The organism is Dielma fastidiosa, assembly GCF_000313565.1.
Taxonomy (GTDB): domain Bacteria; phylum Bacillota_I; class Bacilli_A; order Erysipelotrichales; family Erysipelotrichaceae; genus Dielma; species Dielma fastidiosa.
In genome coordinates this window covers 18,149-34,680 of sequence record NZ_HE578930.1, presented here as the reverse complement: position 1 = coordinate 34,680, position 16,532 = coordinate 18,149, and the positions used below count along the sequence as shown (strand labels likewise).

General features: G+C 40.2%; 15 protein-coding genes. 12 read left to right on the top strand and 3 right to left on the bottom strand.

All coding sequences use genetic code 11. The features are described 5' to 3' along the window. Positions 1 to 27: 27 nt before the first annotated feature. The gene (locus DAHG_RS14895) at positions 28 to 1,902 is read right to left on the bottom strand and encodes a transglycosylase domain-containing protein (protein WP_022939148.1); all 1,875 of its coding nucleotides are present in this window, start codon (positions 1,900 to 1,902) and stop codon (positions 28 to 30) included. A 344-nt stretch (positions 1,903 to 2,246) separates the two neighbouring features. Here DAHG_RS14895 and DAHG_RS14890 point away from each other — a divergent pair, with 344 nt between their 5' ends. From DAHG_RS14890 to rpoE, 3 genes are read left to right on the top strand one after another with little or no spacing between them, the layout of a single operon-like run. Continuing rightward, a complete protein-coding gene (locus DAHG_RS14890) occupies positions 2,247 to 2,642 on the top strand; it encodes a DUF1934 family protein (protein ID WP_022939147.1) in 396 nt (131 codons plus the stop codon). Then, complete coding sequence (gene argS / locus DAHG_RS14885; RefSeq protein ID WP_022939146.1) at positions 2,639 to 4,285, top strand: arginine--tRNA ligase; 1,647 nt, start codon at positions 2,639 to 2,641, stop codon at positions 4,283 to 4,285. The genes DAHG_RS14890 and argS overlap by 4 nt, the downstream gene beginning before the upstream one ends. Positions 4,286 to 4,301: 16 nt before the next feature. Further along, a complete protein-coding gene (rpoE, locus tag DAHG_RS14880; RefSeq protein ID WP_022939145.1) occupies positions 4,302 to 4,640 on the top strand; it encodes a DNA-directed RNA polymerase subunit delta in 339 nt (112 codons plus the stop codon). 55 nt (positions 4,641 to 4,695) lie between these two features. On the opposite strand, the gene DAHG_RS14875 is transcribed toward rpoE, so the two are convergent. Further along, the gene (locus DAHG_RS14875; RefSeq protein WP_022939144.1) at positions 4,696 to 5,997 is read right to left on the bottom strand and encodes a hemolysin family protein; all 1,302 of its coding nucleotides are present in this window, start codon (positions 5,995 to 5,997) and stop codon (positions 4,696 to 4,698) included. A 181-nt stretch (positions 5,998 to 6,178) separates the two neighbouring features. On the opposite strand from DAHG_RS14875, the gene fba reads away from it, so the two are divergent. From fba to DAHG_RS20655, 8 genes are all read left to right on the top strand, one after another. Beyond that, a complete protein-coding gene (fba, locus tag DAHG_RS14870; protein WP_022939143.1) occupies positions 6,179 to 7,045 on the top strand; it encodes a class II fructose-1,6-bisphosphate aldolase in 867 nt (288 codons plus the stop codon). Positions 7,046 to 7,157: 112 nt separating this feature from the next. Next, on the top strand, positions 7,158 to 8,423 hold the full coding sequence (locus DAHG_RS20660) for a cell envelope integrity TolA family protein (RefSeq protein ID WP_022939142.1): 1,266 nt from the start codon (positions 7,158 to 7,160) through the stop codon (positions 8,421 to 8,423). A 133-nt stretch (positions 8,424 to 8,556) separates the two neighbouring features. Further along, positions 8,557 to 9,276, top strand: coding sequence for a 16S rRNA (guanine(527)-N(7))-methyltransferase RsmG (gene rsmG, locus DAHG_RS14860; RefSeq protein ID WP_022939141.1), 720 nt, complete (start codon positions 8,557 to 8,559; stop codon positions 9,274 to 9,276). Between the two features lie 3 nt (positions 9,277 to 9,279). Further along, entirely contained in the window at positions 9,280 to 10,038 is a 759-nt protein-coding gene (gene noc, locus DAHG_RS14855; protein ID WP_022939140.1) for a nucleoid occlusion protein, read from the top strand. Positions 10,039 to 10,053: 15 nt separating this feature from the next. Continuing rightward, positions 10,054 to 10,833, top strand: coding sequence for a ParA family protein (locus DAHG_RS14850; RefSeq protein ID WP_022939139.1), 780 nt, complete (start codon positions 10,054 to 10,056; stop codon positions 10,831 to 10,833). Then, positions 10,833 to 11,717 (top strand): ParB/RepB/Spo0J family partition protein, encoded by an 885-nt coding sequence (locus DAHG_RS14845; protein WP_022939138.1) that lies wholly within the window; start codon positions 10,833 to 10,835, stop codon positions 11,715 to 11,717. Before DAHG_RS14850 ends, DAHG_RS14845 begins: the two co-directional genes overlap by 1 nt. 1 nt (position 11,718) lies before the next feature. After that, positions 11,719 to 12,048 (top strand): hypothetical protein, encoded by a 330-nt coding sequence (locus tag DAHG_RS14840; protein ID WP_022939137.1) that lies wholly within the window; start codon positions 11,719 to 11,721, stop codon positions 12,046 to 12,048. Further along, positions 12,038 to 13,513 (top strand): PHP domain-containing protein, encoded by a 1,476-nt coding sequence (locus tag DAHG_RS20655; protein ID WP_022939136.1) that lies wholly within the window; start codon positions 12,038 to 12,040, stop codon positions 13,511 to 13,513. The genes DAHG_RS14840 and DAHG_RS20655 overlap by 11 nt, the downstream gene beginning before the upstream one ends. 28 nt (positions 13,514 to 13,541) lie before the next feature. On the opposite strand, the gene DAHG_RS14830 is transcribed toward DAHG_RS20655, so the two are convergent. After that, positions 13,542 to 14,537 carry an AraC family transcriptional regulator gene (locus DAHG_RS14830; protein ID WP_022939135.1) on the bottom strand — a complete coding sequence of 332 codons (996 nt, stop codon included), beginning with the start codon at positions 14,535 to 14,537 and terminating at the stop codon, positions 13,542 to 13,544. Positions 14,538 to 14,674: 137 nt separating this feature from the next. On the opposite strand from DAHG_RS14830, the gene DAHG_RS14825 reads away from it, so the two are divergent. After that, positions 14,675 to 16,525 carry a glucose PTS transporter subunit IIA gene (locus tag DAHG_RS14825; protein WP_022939134.1) on the top strand — a complete coding sequence of 617 codons (1,851 nt, stop codon included), beginning with the start codon at positions 14,675 to 14,677 and terminating at the stop codon, positions 16,523 to 16,525. Positions 16,526 to 16,532 lie beyond the last annotated feature (7 nt).

Below are 16,532 nucleotides of genomic sequence, written 5' to 3'. Positions count from 1 at the left end.
AGACAGCTGGTTTTACCAGTTGTTTTTCTATTCCTTTTTAAACCAATAAATACTGCCCAAAAGAGAATCTTTGCCAGTAATGGGGTCAACACGGCGCTCCATAAGATTATTTGTAAGCTGATACCAGGCGGCTGTTTCTTCACCTTCATACAAAGAATTAAAGGTGGACTGAAAGATGCGTTTGGAAATGTTATAGTATTCTTTATCTAACGACCGGCTGTCATCAAAACCGCTCCATACGGCGATCGTATATTCAGGATTAAAACCAATCACTAAAGAATCAGCTTCACTGGTGCCTGATTTAGCGCCTACCTGAACTTTAGGTTCACTGCCGTACATTGTTGGAAAGTTTACGGTTTTATTCTTAATATCAAAGGTTGCCGTCAGCATTTGATTGATCATCAGCACTGAATCAAGATTCATCAAACGTTTTGTTTCCATATCACGTTCATAAACCACATTGTTGTAGCTGTTGGTAATCGCGGATATCATGGCCGGTTTGATGTATTGCCCGCAGGATGCAAACGTATTGTATATGGTTGACAGCTCCAGCAGCGACATATCTACCGTTCCCAGCGCCAAAGAAGGAACCGCCTGTGAATTTTCGATGCCAAAGGCTTTTAACGCATTATCTAATGTATCCATGCCAAGGAAGAGATGGGTTTTCACCGCATATATATTGTCAGACATGGCAATAGCATTAATCATTGAGATTTCACGGTTTGGATACAGCTCGTTATAATTGGTCGGAGCATATTCATTTTGCGCGTCTATCTGAAATGTAGTGGGTGTTGACATAAAGGTTGTCGAGGGTGTAAAGCCAGATTCTAAGGCCGTGTAATAAAGCAGCGGTTTGATTGTTGATGCAACTTGCCGATGGGCATAAATTGAACGGTTATACTGTGTAATCGTATAATCCTTACCGCCTTGTATCGCTAAAATATTGCCGGTAAAGGGCTGTGTAATGATGGCCGAGGTTTCCAGCTCATCGTTCAGATCTACATTATTTCTGAAGCTTTCAACCAGTTTTTTCTGTACGTCAGGATCATAATATGTATAAATATTGCCGCCTTCCTTTAATGATATTTCACCGCGGCTGATCATTGCGTTCACCTCATCAATGACTGCCTGAATATAATAGGAAGCATTGGTATTTTCTTGATGATCTTCATTATAAATCAAGGGTTCTTCGATGGCTGCCTGCATTTCCGCTTCACTGATTAAACCGGCATTGGCCATAACCTGTAAGATTACCGCCTGTCTTGAATGGGCATTTTCTTCATTAATCAGCGGTGAATATAGGCTTGGCCCATTAGGAATGCCGATCAGCATCGCAAGCTGCGCATTATCCAGTTCATTCAAGGGTAAACCAAAGAAAAAATCAGCAGCTTCTTTAATGCCGTAGACGCCATGACCATAATACAGGGTATTGAGATAACCCTCTAAAATAGCGTCCTTATCATACTGCATTTCCAATCGGGCCGCGTAAAATAATTCCTCCAGCTTACGGGTAAAAGTCTGTTCATTGCTTAGAAAGAGATTTTTAGCCATCTGCTGAGTGATCGTTGATCCACCCTCCACAATTCTGCCTTCCATTAAATTGCTGATCAGCGCCTTTGTGATGCGGATAACGTCAAAACCATGATGCTGATAAAAGCGTTTATCTTCAACAGCGACAACTGCCTGTTTCACATTTTCAGGAATTTCTTCAATCGGCGTCCAGGTCAGTTCCTTTTTAAAATTAGTTTCATATAAAATATTGTTATTGATATCATAAATGGTAAAACGTTCCTTCTTTGAATCTAATTCAAGAGGTGTAAAAGCTGCCGCGGTATAAAAAAGGAACAGGCAGATAAAGCCGAAGATTGTAAAAGCGAGAAAGAATTTCAATAATTTGCGCATCTTATCACCTCATGGCTAGTATGGGAAAGTAAGCTTGAATTTAAACAGACATAAGGATCAAGAAATATAAAAAATGAAAGTAAAAGTTATATTTGATGAAGAAGAGTCTAAAAAGTTGATTTAAGATACCGTATTATTAAACATATCTGCGCCCTTTTGCAATCCTTATTCACTGCTCAGCATGTATTTTTATGCCCGCTTGAATCCGCTGAAGAACGTATTTTATCTTAGCTCTCATTAAAGTGGAATTTAATATTTCACTTCAGGGAAATGAAAAAAATTCATTATCTACTTGCAGTATCTCATGTTTATGGTATAATGCGAAACGATGAGTGGTGAAGCTGATGAAACAACGGGTTCTTGTAAAGCAAAAGAATCAAATCACAAATGAAGAGTTTCTGATGGCCGATGGCATGTGTGAAATCAGAACTGATGAAAATAAACGAGAAGTTTTTTATCATGAACTTGATGCGGCTTCAACAAAAGTAGAAATGTTTATACATAAAGATCAGCTGACAATTATCCGGCATGGTGAAGTAGTCAGTACCCTGCATTTTAGAAACAATGAGAAAACTGTGGGTACTGTATTGAGTGAGTTTGGTGAGTTTCAGATTGAGCTTTTTACCCGCCGCTATCTATGCGCTAATGAGACAATTGCTGTCGAATATGATGTACTGAGCGGTGATGAAGTCAGTGATTCTTTTCGGATACTGTGGAAAATAAGGAGAGATGATGCATGAACGAAATTGAAAATAAATTAAAAGAATGTATCTGCGATGCCGTTAATAAAGGTTTTGATCTAACCATCGCAGCCGATGAGGTAACAATTGAAATACCTAAGGATAAGAGTCACGGAGATTATGCGACTAATATCGCTATGCAGCTGACACGTAAGCTGCATCAAAATCCTCGTCAGATTGCCGAGAAAATCATTGCCAATTTAGATAAAGCAGCCGGTAATCTTGAACAAGCGGAAATCGCAGGGCCGGGTTTTATCAATTTTAAAGTAAAGAGTTCAACCTTAGCCAGCGTCATTACTAAGATTCTTGCACAGGGTGATGCTTATGGTGAAAATGAAGTCGGCAATCATGAAAAAATCATGGTTGAATATGTATCTGCCAATCCTACCGGCGATTTACATTTAGGTCATGCCCGCGGCGCAGCTTGGGGTGATTCATTAACTCGGTGTATGAAAGCCAGCGGTTATGATGTATGCCGTGAATATTATGTGAATGATGCAGGTAATCAAATTAATAATCTTGCATATTCTTTAATAGCCAGATATCAGCAGAATTTCGGAATTGATGCGCAGATGCCGGAAGATGGCTACTATGGCAAGGATGTTGAAAACATCGCGAAGCAGATTGCCGAACGCGACGGTGAAAAATGGCTTAATGCTGATGAAGAGGAACGTTATCAATATTTCCGTAAGGAAGGAATCAAATTTGAATTGGATAAGCTGAAGGCTGACTTAGGCTTATTCAGAGTAGAATTTGATGTTTGGAGCAGTGAACAGTCACTGTATGATAACGGTGAAGTAGAGGCGGCTTTGAATAAGCTGATCGATTTAGGTCTGACTTATGAAAAAGATGGTGCAATCTGGTTTAAATCAAGTGAATACGGAGATGATAAAGATCGTGTTCTGCGTAAGTCAGATGGTTCCAACACCTATTTGCTGCCGGACATTGCCTATCATATCGGTAAGTTTAACCGCGGTTATACCAAGCTAGTCAATCTTTGGGGAGCTGATCATCACGGTTATATCCCGCGTATGAAAGCAGCGATGCAGGCATTGGGCAAAGATGCTGATGCTTTGGAAGTAGATATTATCCAAATGGTTCGTCTGGTTGAGGACGGCATGGAAGTGAAGATGTCAAAGCGTACTGGCAATGCGGTTACTGTGCGTGAGTTATGCGAGGAAGTCGGTGTTGATGCCGTGCGTTATAACTTTGTGCAGCGAGCTTTAGATACCCATCTTGACTTTGATTTAGGTCTGGCCCGCAAGCAGTCAAATGAGAATCCGGTTTACTACGCGCAGTATGCTCACGCGAGAATTTGTTCGATTCTGCGTCAGGCAGGCGATGCGGAAGTCCCTGAGTCATTTGATTTATTGACGCATGAAAAAGAAGTGAGCCTGATGAAATATCTGAATGAATTCCCTGGTGTCGTTGCGGATGTCGCTGTTCAGCGCGCACCGCATAAAATGTGCAACTATATTCAAAAATGCGCACAAAATTTCCACAGTTTCTATGGCGCATGCAAGGTCATTGACGCTGAAAATCCTGAATTGACCAAGGAACGTCTGGCCCTGTTAAAGGCATGCAAAGTAACGCTGAAAAATGCTTTAAACCTCATTGGTGTTGAAGCGATAGAAAAAATGTAGAAGGAGAATTGTTTGAATGAAGAAACCTATGGTTGACATCGCATTTGATTTGATGTCGAAGAAAAAGAAACCCGTATTATTTTTAAAGCTGTGGGAAGAAGTTGCCCAAATCGACGGTTTGACTCCCCAACAGGCAGATGATAATATAGCACAGTTCTATATGGATTTAGGCCTTGATAATCGCTTTGTTCATATGGGTGAAAACAAATGGGATTTAAGATCCCGTCATACCTTTAATGAGGTTGTAGTTGATACGGATGCATTGATCATTGATGAAAATGACGGTGAAGAGGATGAACTGGAGCTTCTTGATGAAGAAGAGGAAAAAGACGAAATCGTTGAAGATAAATATTAATCAACAGCCAGGGTAATACCTGGCTTTTATATTGAAAAAAACACCCGTGAGGGTGTTAATTAATTTTAAGCTTTACTTTCTCAATGCATTTATCCTTTACTTCAAGGATCTCAAAATATAAATTGTCGATCTTAATCGTATCTTTCGCATCATCATCAGGAATGATGCCTAATTGATCAATCAGATAACCGTTAAGTGTTTCATGATTCTCTGAGTGCAGCGACAGCTTTAACCCTTCGTTAAGATCATCAAGCGGGATTGATCCGGCAATAATATAACTGCCGTCAGCTGTTTTGATAATCGCTTCACTTGGTTCATCGTCCTCATCCGATATATCACCGACAATTTCTTCGACTAGGTCTTCCATGGTCACAATACCGGCAAAACCACCGTATTCATCAATCAGAATCGCCATGTATATTTTAGCTTTCTGCATTTTTTTGAATAATACATCAATTTTAATGCTTTCAGGTACAAAATAAGGCTTTTGAAGAATTGCCTTGAGATCAATCTTATCAAAGCCATGCTGCTTCGCTTCAATAATCAGATCTTTTAAATGCAGGATGCCGACAATCTCATCCTGATCATTTTGATAGACAGGAATTCTTGAATATCGCATAGCCAGCAGTTCATCTAAGTTCTGATTTAGATTTTCATCAAGATCAACCATATAAACATCGGGGCGCGGCGTCATAATTTCATAAGCCAGCTTGTCATCAAATTCAAAGATACTCTCCATGAATTCCTTACCTGTCTCATTAATTACACCGCTCTGCGTACCGGCAGCCAGCAATGCCTTGATTTCCTCCTCAGATACTGCGTCCTCAATATCATCTTGATTCATATGGAAAAGCTTTAATAACGCGGTAACGGATACCGAGAGAATCTTGACAAAGGGAGCTGCAATCTTAGATACAAATATGATAATATTCACGCTTGCCAATGATACCTGCTCACTCTTCTGCAGGGCGATACGTTTTGGAAACAGCTCGCCAAACACAAGGGTGAAGTATGACAGAATCACGGTTACAATGACTACGGCAATCGTTTCGCTGTAAGGCAGATTGAAATGATTGAAGAAGTCAGCAAGGTAAACCGAGATGCCGGTAGCGGCACTGGCACTGGCAAAGAAACCAGCCAGCGTAATAGCTACCTGAATCGTTGACAGAAAGCGGTTTGGCTCATCAATCAGCTCTAAAAGCTTTTGTGCCTTGCGGTTGCCTTCTTGGGCCAGCGTTGATATTTTTGTTTTATTGAGTGATACGACCGCCATTTCTGATGCGGCAAAAAAAGCGTTGATGCCAGTTAAGGCAATGAGTAATAAAATTTGTAAGAATAGATCGGGATCAATGTCCATTCGATCATCCACCTCCTAATAAATTGAAAAAATAATAACATAAGACAGACGAAAAAGCAAATGACGTCTTTGTCACACAAAAAAGCTATATTTTATGCAAAGGTTGCAGTTTTAGGCTTTCAATTTGATGTTAGTTTGAGTATAATACTTGTGTATAACCAATAAAAGGAGGAATTTATTTATGGCATTAGTATCAGCAAAAGAAATGCTTGAAAAAGCACATGCAGGTCATTATGCAGTTGGTCAATTCAATATCAATAACCTTGAATGGACAAAAATGATTTTATTAGCAGCTCAGGAAACAAATTCACCAGTTATCTTAGGTGTAAGTGAAGGCGCTGGAAAATACATGACAGGTTACAAAACAGTAGCTGACATGGTTAAAGCTATGATCGATGAAATGGGTATCACTGTACCTGTTGCATTGCATTTGGATCACGGTTCATATGAAGGTGCTAAAAAATGCATCGAAGCTGGTTTCTCTTCAGTAATGTTTGATGGTTCTCACTATCCATTCGAAGAAAACGTTGAAAAATCAAAAGAAATTATCGCTTTAGCTCATTCACAGGGCATTTCTGTTGAATGTGAAGTTGGTGCTATCGGCGGTGAAGAAGACGGCGTTATCGGCGGCGGTGAAGTTGCTGATCCTGAAGAATGCGCTAAGATCGCTGCATTAGGCGTAGATATGCTGGCTGCAGGTATTGGTAACATTCACGGTAAATATCCTGAAAACTGGAAAGGCTTGAACTTTGATGTACTTGCTGAAATCCAAGCTAAAACTAACGGTAAACCATTAGTTCTGCACGGCGGTTCAGGTATTCCTACTGACATGATCAAAAAAGCAATCTCTTTAGGTGTTTCTAAGATTAATGTTAACACTGAGTGTCAATTAGTATTTGCTGACGCAACTCGTAAATACATCGAAGCAGGCAAAGACTTAGAAGGCAAAGGCTTTGACCCACGTAAATTATTAGCTCCTGGCTGCAATGCAATCAAGGAACTGGTTATTGATAAAATCAAAGAATTCGGTTCTGACAATCAGGCTTAATTTAAGAAATAATGCTGGCTGTATGCCAGCTTTTTCTTTGTTCCTGTTGAGAAACAGGTGATTTGTGCTATACTTTAAGTAGTTATATACCATTAAAGGAGTGTGTACGACGATGGCTAAGAAGAACGATGTTTTGAAAAAGAAAATCGAAAAGAAAGCAGAAGCAGTCAAAGAGGTTGTAGGGGAAGAACCAGCTGTTGAACCTAAAAAGATTACAGCCGCTGAAGAACCTAAGAAAATTGCCGCAAAAGCAGCGCCGAAGAGAATTTCCGCAAAAGAAACTCCTAAAAAAATAACGGCTAAGGAAGAACCTAAAAAGATCGCCGCCAAGGCAGCGCCTAAGAAGCTTGAAAATAAGGCTGAGCCGGAAGAAAAAGAAGTGGCAGCTGCTGTGGAAGTGAAGAAGGCAGTCCGCAAAGCCAAGACGGAAACGCCTAAGGCTGAAGCAAAACCGAAAAAAACGGTGAAAGCTAAGACTGAGACAACTGAGGAAAAGGCTAAGCCAGCTCGTAAAGCTGTGAAGAAGGCTACTGAGGAAGTCAAAGAAGATAAAACGAAAAAAGCTGTAAAACGCCCTGCTAAGAAAGCTGAAGCAGAAGCGGTTGTTTTACCGTTTACCGTAGAAGAAGGCATTCAGAAGATGAATGCGATGAATATTTTCTATACTTTTGATGAATATCATCGCTTATTGATTGAAAATGAAACGATTACCAAAGCGATTGAAGCAATCATTGATGAATGCAAGCTGGTAGATTTTGACCGTTCAGTGCTTGAGGTGCTGTATGGTGATCTAGTACGCCGTGTCGATGTAAAGACCAGTGATTTCAAGGCGATGAAGAAAACGCTTGAAGAGATTATGAATCGCAAGACAACTAGCTTTGAGGAAGATTCACAGCTCTATCATGATGCCTTCTATTTTGCCGGCAAGCTGTTGGAGTACGGTGAACGTTTCAAATTATCAACAACTGATAAATTAAAGGCATGGACTGGTGTAGATATGGTTCAATACTATAATTTCTACATGGATATGGCATTAAAGGTATTGCCTGAATGGGCGGATAAAGATGTAGATATTTATGAAGATTTCATGAGTGAGGTATGCACGCAGTTTACGGATTTATGCGCTGAATTGGAATTCCGCTTCCAAATCGATCTGGCTGATATTCAGATTGCTCATGGTTTTTACAGCAAGGGCGATTCAACGTTTGAATATCTGCTGAGAGAAAATGAAATCAAGGATTATATTTATTATCGTTATGCGCATGCATATGTTGATATTAATTTAGATAAGGCTAAATGGATTGCTAACCGGGCATTTGCGGTTGTTGATAAACGTTATGTTTATTATCCATTGCTTGTTGAAATTGCAAATCGTTAAAGACTCAGGAGAAATCGCAAGGTTTCTCCTTTCTTTGATTTTATGGTTTTATTAAAAAAGCACACTTTCCAGTGGATAGTTATTCAGCTTTAGCGGTTTTTTTGATATAATATGACTTACTGGAGGAATATTGATGACAGCAAATTTTACACAGGAAACATTTTATGAGACGCTCAGGTGTCATGGCATCGAGTTAAGCGATAAGCAGAAGCAGCAATTTGATGTTTACGCGAAGATGCTTGTGGAATGGAATGAAAAAATGAATTTAACAGCGATTACGCAAATTGATGAAATTTATGAAAAGCATTTTCTTGATTCCATTTTACCAAGCTTTGTTTTTGATATCAGCGGTTCTTTGTGTGATGTTGGCGCGGGAGCCGGTTTCCCATCAATTCCTCTGAAAATCGTATATCCGCATTTATCGGTTACGATTATAGAAACCTTGGGGAAAAGAGTTACGTTCTTAAATGAATTAGTTAAAGCGCTGGCACTGGAGGATGTTCAATGTCTGCATGCGCGTGCGGAAGAGGCATGTGCGGATTTCAGAGAGAGCTTTGATCATGTAACAGCTAGAGCAGTGGCAAATCTGCCGATGCTTTCTGAGTTATGCATTCCTTTTATTCGGGTCGGCGGCAGTTTTATCGCCATGAAGGGTGCCAGCGGTCATGAAGAGGTTGCGGCAGCCAAGAAAGCGATTCGTGTTTTAGGCTGTGAGCTGAGAAACAGCAGTGATGTGTATTTGAGTGATGGATCTTTAAGGGTAAATGTTGAATTTGTGAAGGTTAAATCAACGCCGAAGCAATATCCGAGGGCGTTTGCTAAGATTAAGAAGAATCCGTTAAGAGGAGAATAGAAGATGAAAGAAACGAAGATTATACCGATTGAGCGGATCGTGCCCAATCCTTATCAGCCGCGGTTGGAATTTAATGAAGAATCGCTGTTTGATTTAGCTCAGTCGATCCGTGAGAATGGTCTGATTCAGCCAATTTCAGTTCGTGAGGCAAAGGGACATTTTGAAATTGTAGCCGGTGAACGCCGGTTCAGAGCGATGCAGCTGTTGGGTATGACAGAGGTTAGTGCCTATGTGATGGATGCTGATGAGATGCAGATGGCTGAACTAGCGCTTGTGGAGAATGTACAGCGTGAGAATTTAAGTGCGATTGAGGAAGCGAAGGCTTATCTTCAAATCATGAAAATAACTGGCTGCACACAAAGTCAGCTGGCGATGAAGATGGGTAAATCACAAAGCTCAATTGCGAACAAAATTCGTCTGTTGAATCTTGATGATAATATTCAAAATGCTGTTTCCAGTAAAATTATTACGGAACGTCACGCGCGGGCGCTGATCGGTGTGGAAAATGAGAAGCAGCAGGAATTTCTTGAAAAGATCGTTAAAAAGGGTCTGAATGTTGCTCAGACGGAGAAATTAGTTCAGGAGTCAATGAATCATGAGAAGAAAACGCGTGTTAAAGGGTTTGCCCGTGACATCCGAGTTGCGGTGAATACGGTCAAGCAGGCGTTCTCAATGATTTTGAAAACCGGTATCAATGCCGAATTAAATGAAGTTGAAACTGATGATGATTATCAAATGATCATCCGTTTCCCCAAGAGTTAAGAAGGAAGTGTACATATGGGTAAAATTATTGCAGTTTCAAATCAGAAGGGCGGCGTTGGCAAAACAACGACGAGTATTAATCTGGCTGCAGGTTTAGGTTATCTGGGCAAAAAGGTACTGCTGGTTGATTTTGATCCGCAGGGCAATGCTTCCCAGGGCGTCGGCGCGTCATTAAAGGGCAATCAGCTCAGCGTATATAATCTGATCATGGAAGATTATCATGTGAAGGATATCCGCAAGACTTTATCAACACCGCCGATTGATGTAGTGCCTTCCAATATTTCACTGGCTGGTGCTGATCTGCAGATGATTAAATTTGAAGTAGGCAAAGAAATGCTGCTGAAGAATAAACTGGATGAGGTAAAGGATGAATATGATTTCATTATCATTGACTGTCCGCCCTCATTGGGTCTGCTGAATACGAACGCTTTAACAGCGGCTGATGCAGTCATGATTCCAATTCAGTGTGAATATTACGCGTTAGAGGGTGTTACTCAGCTTCTGCTGACGATTCGTCTAGTGCAGCAGCTGTTTAATAAGAATCTGATTATTGAGGGTGTACTGCTGACAATGTTTGATGCTCGTACTAAATTGAGCGTTGAGGTTCAGCAGGAAGTGCGCAAGCATTTTAAAGAGCGGGTTTATAAGAACTATATTCCGCGCAACATTAAATTGTCGGAGGCGCCTTCCCATGGCCAGTCAATTTTTGAATATGATATTCGCTGTGACGGAGCTAAGGCTTATGCGGGCTTAGCCAGCGAAGTAGTTAAACAGAACAGTGAGGAGGCGGCATAATGGCAAAGAAAAAAGAAGAGCCGCGTATGGGGCAGGGACTGAACGCGATCTTTGGTGATGACATTGGCAGTCTGCTGGAGGATATTCAGCATGGCAATGCAGAGGGCAGCAGTCCTAAAATGGAACTGCCCATTGATGAAATTAAACCTAATCCGTATCAGCCAAGAAAACAGTTTGATGAAAAGAAACTGCAGGAACTCTCAGAAAGCATCGCAAGTCATGGTGTCTTCACACCCATTCTTGTTAAGCAGGGAATTTCAGGCTACGAGCTAGTTGCCGGTGAACGCCGTCTGCGTGCTGCTAAGCTGGCAGGATTAAAGACAATTCCGGGTATTTTAGTGGAATTTGATGATCAGCAGATGATGGAAATCGCACTGCTTGAAAATATTCAGCGTGAAGATTTGAATGCCATTGAGGAAGCGGCCGGTTATCAAAAAATTATTGAACGTCTTGGTTATACTCAGGAACAATTGGCTAAGCGGGTCGGCAAATCCCGTGAGCATGTAACGAATATGCTGAGATTGCTGAAGCTGCCTAAGACTATTCAGAATTATGTCATTGACGGCAAACTGTCAATGGGACATGTGCGCGCGATGGCTAATGTAGAAGATCATGAAACGATGGAGCTGATTGCGAAACAGGCGATTAATGAAAAATTGAGTGTAAGAGCCGTTGAAGGTTTAGTGAAAAAACTTCATGAACCTAAGAAACCAGCCGTTGAAAAGAAAACGGATGCCCATCTTGCAGATCTGCAGGGCCGTCTTCAGGATAAATTTCAAACTAAGGTTTCACTTGACAATAAGCAATTAGTGATTCATTATCATGGATATGATGATCTGAATCGTATATTGGAGATTCTTGACTGTTTAGACGCAGAAGATTAGTATGAAAAAAGTAATTCGATGTGATCTGTGTGACACATGGATCGATTCCAAATTATTCAGCGGTATCACACATCTGCGCTGTCCTAAGTGTGGAATGCGTTATCAGCTGGAGCCGGCAAGTATCAAGCGGCATAGTATGCTGCCGATCGCACTCTGTCTGCTTGCCCTATTTATCAGCTATCGTTTTATTGACAGCAGCCAGCCAATGCTGAAAGTGATTTTTGTATTATGCTTCAGCGGCGGGGGAACACTAATCGTAAATCGATTGTTCCTGAAATATGGCTATTATCAATATGAAAGCGGGAAAGGTGACTCTTATCATGAAAAATAAACTGCTAACAAGTAAATGTCTTGCATTCCTATGCAATATCGTAATTATTCTTTTACCTATTCTGGTATGGGATATTATTGTATTATTTGTATTGGCGGGTATACTGCCGGCAGGAATGCTTGATGTGGTCGATCCATTTGTGGAAATTCTCATGATCGTATCATTGCTGCTGACCAATGTCTTTATCGCGGTATCTTACGGCCAGACATTTGGTGCGGTATCCTTTGATATCCGGGTTGTAGACTTAAGCAAGAAGAAAGCATCAAGACTGCAGTGCATGCTTCGTGAACTGATTGGTTTCAGTCTGCCTTTCTTCATTCTGTACTGGCTGTTTAATTATATCGGCATCGTCGCTTATCTGCTTGTCAATCTGTTAGTTATTCTGATTGATCCATATGGCCGTTCAATTGTTGATTATATTACACATACTAGAACGATTTCGGCATATGATGCGGGGGCGCCGGTGAAAAAGAAAATTGCTAAAAAAAACGAAGTTGAAGAAGTTAAAGAAGTGGTAAAACCGCAGCCTGCAGCGGCTCCTGCACCAGCGGTACAGGATGTGCGTGACGGTATTTATAAGGTTGATCTGCACATGCACTCCCGTTATAGTGATGACGGTGATTTCAGTGTTGAAGAGCTGTTCGCAATGGCAAAGCGCAATGGCATTCAGACAATTTCCATTGCTGATCACAATAGTATAAAGGCTAATTTTGAAGCGGCAATATTGGCTGACCGCTATCAAATCAATTATATCCCAGGTATTGAAATGGATTGTTCCTTCCATGGCACGAATCTGCATCTGTTAGGTTATGGTATTGATTATAAAGATGAACGTTATATTCAGCTCAGCAACTATCATTTGAAACAGGAGCGCAAGGCTTCAATTGAACGAGTGGATAAATTTGAAGCGGTAACCGGCTTAAAGCTTGATGTCGATTTACTTCTGTCAATGAACAACGCCGGGATTATTACCGGGGAAATGATTGGTGAACAGCTGCTGAACAACCCTGCTTACGCGGATGAGGAATTATTAAAGCCATATCGTGTCGGCGGAGAACGCAATGATAACCCATATGTAAACTTCTATTGGGACTTTTTCGCTCAAGGGAAACCAGCCTATGTTGATATAGCCTACCCAACGATGCAGGATATGGTTGAGTTAATTAAGGACACCGGCGGTATACCAATCCTTGCCCATCCAAAGAAACCATTCGGCTGTGACAGTGAAACATTAAAAGCTATCCTTGACTGCGGTGTACGCGGACTGGAAGTCTTCAGCAGTTATCATAGCCCTGAGGAAATTGCCTGCTACTTGCAGATCGTTAAAGAGACATCATGCTTAGTTACATGCGGCAGTGATTTCCATGGCAAGACAAAGCCAAGTATTGAAATGGGTGTCAGCGGGGCTGAACCTAAATATGATAAACTAATTTCCATCTTTACTAAGAAATTTATTGACGCATAAGGGATCTTCGGATTCCTTTTTTTGTATTCTAAAGCAATGAATCATATTTTAATTCACGGTATTTTTGCGGTGTCATTTTATAAATTGCTTCAAATTTCTTATAGAAAAAGCCTAAATTATCATAGCCTACTTTATTGGCAATTTCATAAATCGGCATTTCTGTATTTGATAAATAGAAACATGCCTGACACATCCTTTGCAGAATGATTAATTCTTTAAACGATTTGCCTGTGCCTTTTTTTATATATGAACTTAAGTATTGAGGCGTGAAACCAAAAACATCAGCGGTGTCTTGAAGCGAAGTAGTAAAACAATGATCTTCAATGTAATTTAAAATCGACATTAAATGATTTTTATTCTTCTTCTCATTCATCTGCTGATTTTTATATTTCCTTAATATTTCACAGAATAATAAAATCATATAAGCATCAATGACCTTGTCACTGCAGAATATAGGTTCATAATGCTCACATAAAATGTTTTGAATAATTGTATGAATTTGATTATCTTCTTGTTTTTTAAATAATAGATACTGGTCATGTTTGGCATTGGAAGAAAGTGAATTAAGTAAAAAACTATTGATGATGCCATTATCCCCTAAACGATTTAAAAATCCCTGTGTTAAATATTCCTTGCGGATTTCAATAGAAATGATAATATCTTCTTCATTTAGATAGGCGATGGAATGCGGTACATTGGTATCTAACATACATATATCCCCTTGTTCCATGAAAACCTTCTTCCCATCGATTGTCTGCGTACATTTTCCTGAATAAACATAAATAAATTCGATCACCGTATGAATATGCTCGGGAATAAAAGTGAAACGTGATTCTTTATTTACGATAACATATTTGTTTTCAAAGAGTGAATTGAAAGTAAACAAATACATTGAGCGGTCTTGATAGTTAATTTTTTGGATATTTTTATAGCGTTCTGACAGTGTCAAAGGATCATGGCCTTGATGATATTGTTCAGATTTTGTTAATTCAAATAAAGAAGCTTCTAGTTTTTTTATGTTCATAGGATCACCTGGCTTAAGTTTAAAATATTAAGTTTGGTCAGTCAATGCGTTTTATTTGGAAATTGTAAACGGATTCATTAACAGATATCATAATAGTGTAAGAACGGTTCTGACAAGTAAAATAGAAAGGATAAGCGATGGATATGAATAAAAAGCTTAAAATAGATGTATTATCGCCCGCAGCCGGACAATATGTTCCTTTGCGTGAAATCAAGGATGAGACATTCAACAGCGGTGTAATGGGGAGCGGCTTTGGCATTATGCCGACAAAGGGTGTAATTTATGCGCCGGTAAATGGAACTGTCTCAATGCTGTTTCCTACCGGTCACGCGATTGGTTTCACTGCCGAGAATGGTTTAGAAATTCTTGTTCATATCGGTATTGATACAGTGAATCTGAACGGCAAGGGGTTTGAAGTGCTGAAAAAAACTGGTGACACTGTGCATGCAAATGAAGCAGTGATTAAATTTGATATCGATGCGATTAAAGAAGCTGGCTTAGATCCGACAGTAATTGTTATTTATACAAATGAGAGTAAGTATACAATTGAGAATTATGAAGCAGTTCAATTGGCATTGGATACTAGAGTAGCCCAATCCTTCAGGAAGGAAGCGAATGTGATGAAAAAAGATTTAAGTAAGTATGAATATGGTGCCATGTGCTCAGAGATATTAGAAATTATCGGCGGTAAAGAAAATATCGCTAATGTATTCCACTGTATAACTCGATTAAGAATTGTGCCGGTTAACCGTGATTTAGTAGATATTGAAAAACTGAAAAATGTGAAAGGCATTTTAAAGGTTGTTGAATCTAGCGGACAAATTCAATGTGTAATTGGTACTACGGTACCTGAAGTATTTAATGAATTTGTTGAAATTTCTGGTGTGACTGCCGAATCCACAAGTACCGGCAATATCAAAGAAAAGAAGCCCAACCTGATTACCCGCGGTCTCAATACCTTGGCATCCTGTGTCAGTCCGGGGTTATACGCTATTGTTGCCGGCGGTATGATAAAAGGAATCGTTGCTTTAATAACTGCATTAGGTTTAGTAGATGCTTCATCACAAATCATTACCGTATTAAATGCTGTCGGTGATGCACCCTTCTATTTCATGCCGTTTACCGTTGGCTTTAATGCCGCTAAGCGATTTAAGGTAAAAGAAGTATTTGGTATCATGACAGCCGGTATTTTGATGTACTCGACATTTGCAGCACCGGCAGAGGGAATAACCGGCTATGCTTTTGGTTTTCTGACCATACCGGCCTATAATTATAAAGCATCAATCTTCCCAGTAATATTGTCAGTGTGGATTTTCTCGTTGATATTCCATTTCATTGATAAAAAAATGCCTAAAAATTTACGCATTGTCTTCTCAGGCGCGTTGTCATTCCTGATAGCTGCTCCTCTGTTTCTGGCCTTTGCCGCTCCAATCGGCAATGAGATCGCTAAGCTTATGACAGGCACGTTCGCATGGTTATTTACGAATGCAGGTCCGTTTGCCGGCGCATTGTTCTGCGGCATCATTCCTTTAACAATTATCTTTGGTATTAAAGGGTGGTCAGCCATTGAACTGCAGAATTTATCAACCTTAGGTTATGATTATATGCTGCCTAATTTCTTCTATTCAAATCTAGCCGTATCCGGTGCGATCCTCGCTTATTCGTTAAAACAAAAACCAAGCGATAACCGATCAGCAGCAATCTCTACCGGTTTGGTATGTATTTTAGGCATTACTGAACCTGCATTGTATGGTTATGCACTGCCGGAAAAGAAGCCTTTGTATGCAGCAATGCTGGGCGGTGCGATAGCCGGGGCGGTAGCGATGCTTTTAGGAGTTGTTACCTATGCATTCTCAATGCCTGGTATCACAAGTATCGCGACATATGTAGACAACGGCAACAATTTCCTGATGCTGCTGATTACGATGGCGGTAGCATGGGGAGCATCATTTGCGATTTCATATGCGATTACTAAGAAAGAACAATAGAGGTGGA

Coding starts and splice junctions, on each gene's coding strand:
- DAHG_RS14895 (WP_022939148.1), bottom strand. CDS start 1,902: ATGCGCAAATTATTGAAATTCTTTCTCGCTTTTACAATCTTCGGCTTT.
- DAHG_RS14890 (WP_022939147.1), top strand. CDS start 2,247: ATGAAACAACGGGTTCTTGTAAAGCAAAAGAATCAAATCACAAATGAA.
- argS (WP_022939146.1), top strand. CDS start 2,639: ATGAACGAAATTGAAAATAAATTAAAAGAATGTATCTGCGATGCCGTT.
- rpoE (WP_022939145.1), top strand. CDS start 4,302: ATGAAGAAACCTATGGTTGACATCGCATTTGATTTGATGTCGAAGAAA.
- DAHG_RS14875 (WP_022939144.1), bottom strand. CDS start 5,997: ATGGACATTGATCCCGATCTATTCTTACAAATTTTATTACTCATTGCC.
- fba (WP_022939143.1), top strand. CDS start 6,179: ATGGCATTAGTATCAGCAAAAGAAATGCTTGAAAAAGCACATGCAGGT.
- DAHG_RS20660 (WP_022939142.1), top strand. CDS start 7,158: ATGGCTAAGAAGAACGATGTTTTGAAAAAGAAAATCGAAAAGAAAGCA.
- rsmG (WP_022939141.1), top strand. CDS start 8,557: ATGACAGCAAATTTTACACAGGAAACATTTTATGAGACGCTCAGGTGT.
- noc (WP_022939140.1), top strand. CDS start 9,280: ATGAAAGAAACGAAGATTATACCGATTGAGCGGATCGTGCCCAATCCT.
- DAHG_RS14850 (WP_022939139.1), top strand. CDS start 10,054: ATGGGTAAAATTATTGCAGTTTCAAATCAGAAGGGCGGCGTTGGCAAA.
- DAHG_RS14845 (WP_022939138.1), top strand. CDS start 10,833: ATGGCAAAGAAAAAAGAAGAGCCGCGTATGGGGCAGGGACTGAACGCG.
- DAHG_RS14840 (WP_022939137.1), top strand. CDS start 11,719: ATGAAAAAAGTAATTCGATGTGATCTGTGTGACACATGGATCGATTCC.
- DAHG_RS20655 (WP_022939136.1), top strand. CDS start 12,038: ATGAAAAATAAACTGCTAACAAGTAAATGTCTTGCATTCCTATGCAAT.
- DAHG_RS14830 (WP_022939135.1), bottom strand. CDS start 14,537: ATGAACATAAAAAAACTAGAAGCTTCTTTATTTGAATTAACAAAATCT.
- DAHG_RS14825 (WP_022939134.1), top strand. CDS start 14,675: ATGGATATGAATAAAAAGCTTAAAATAGATGTATTATCGCCCGCAGCC.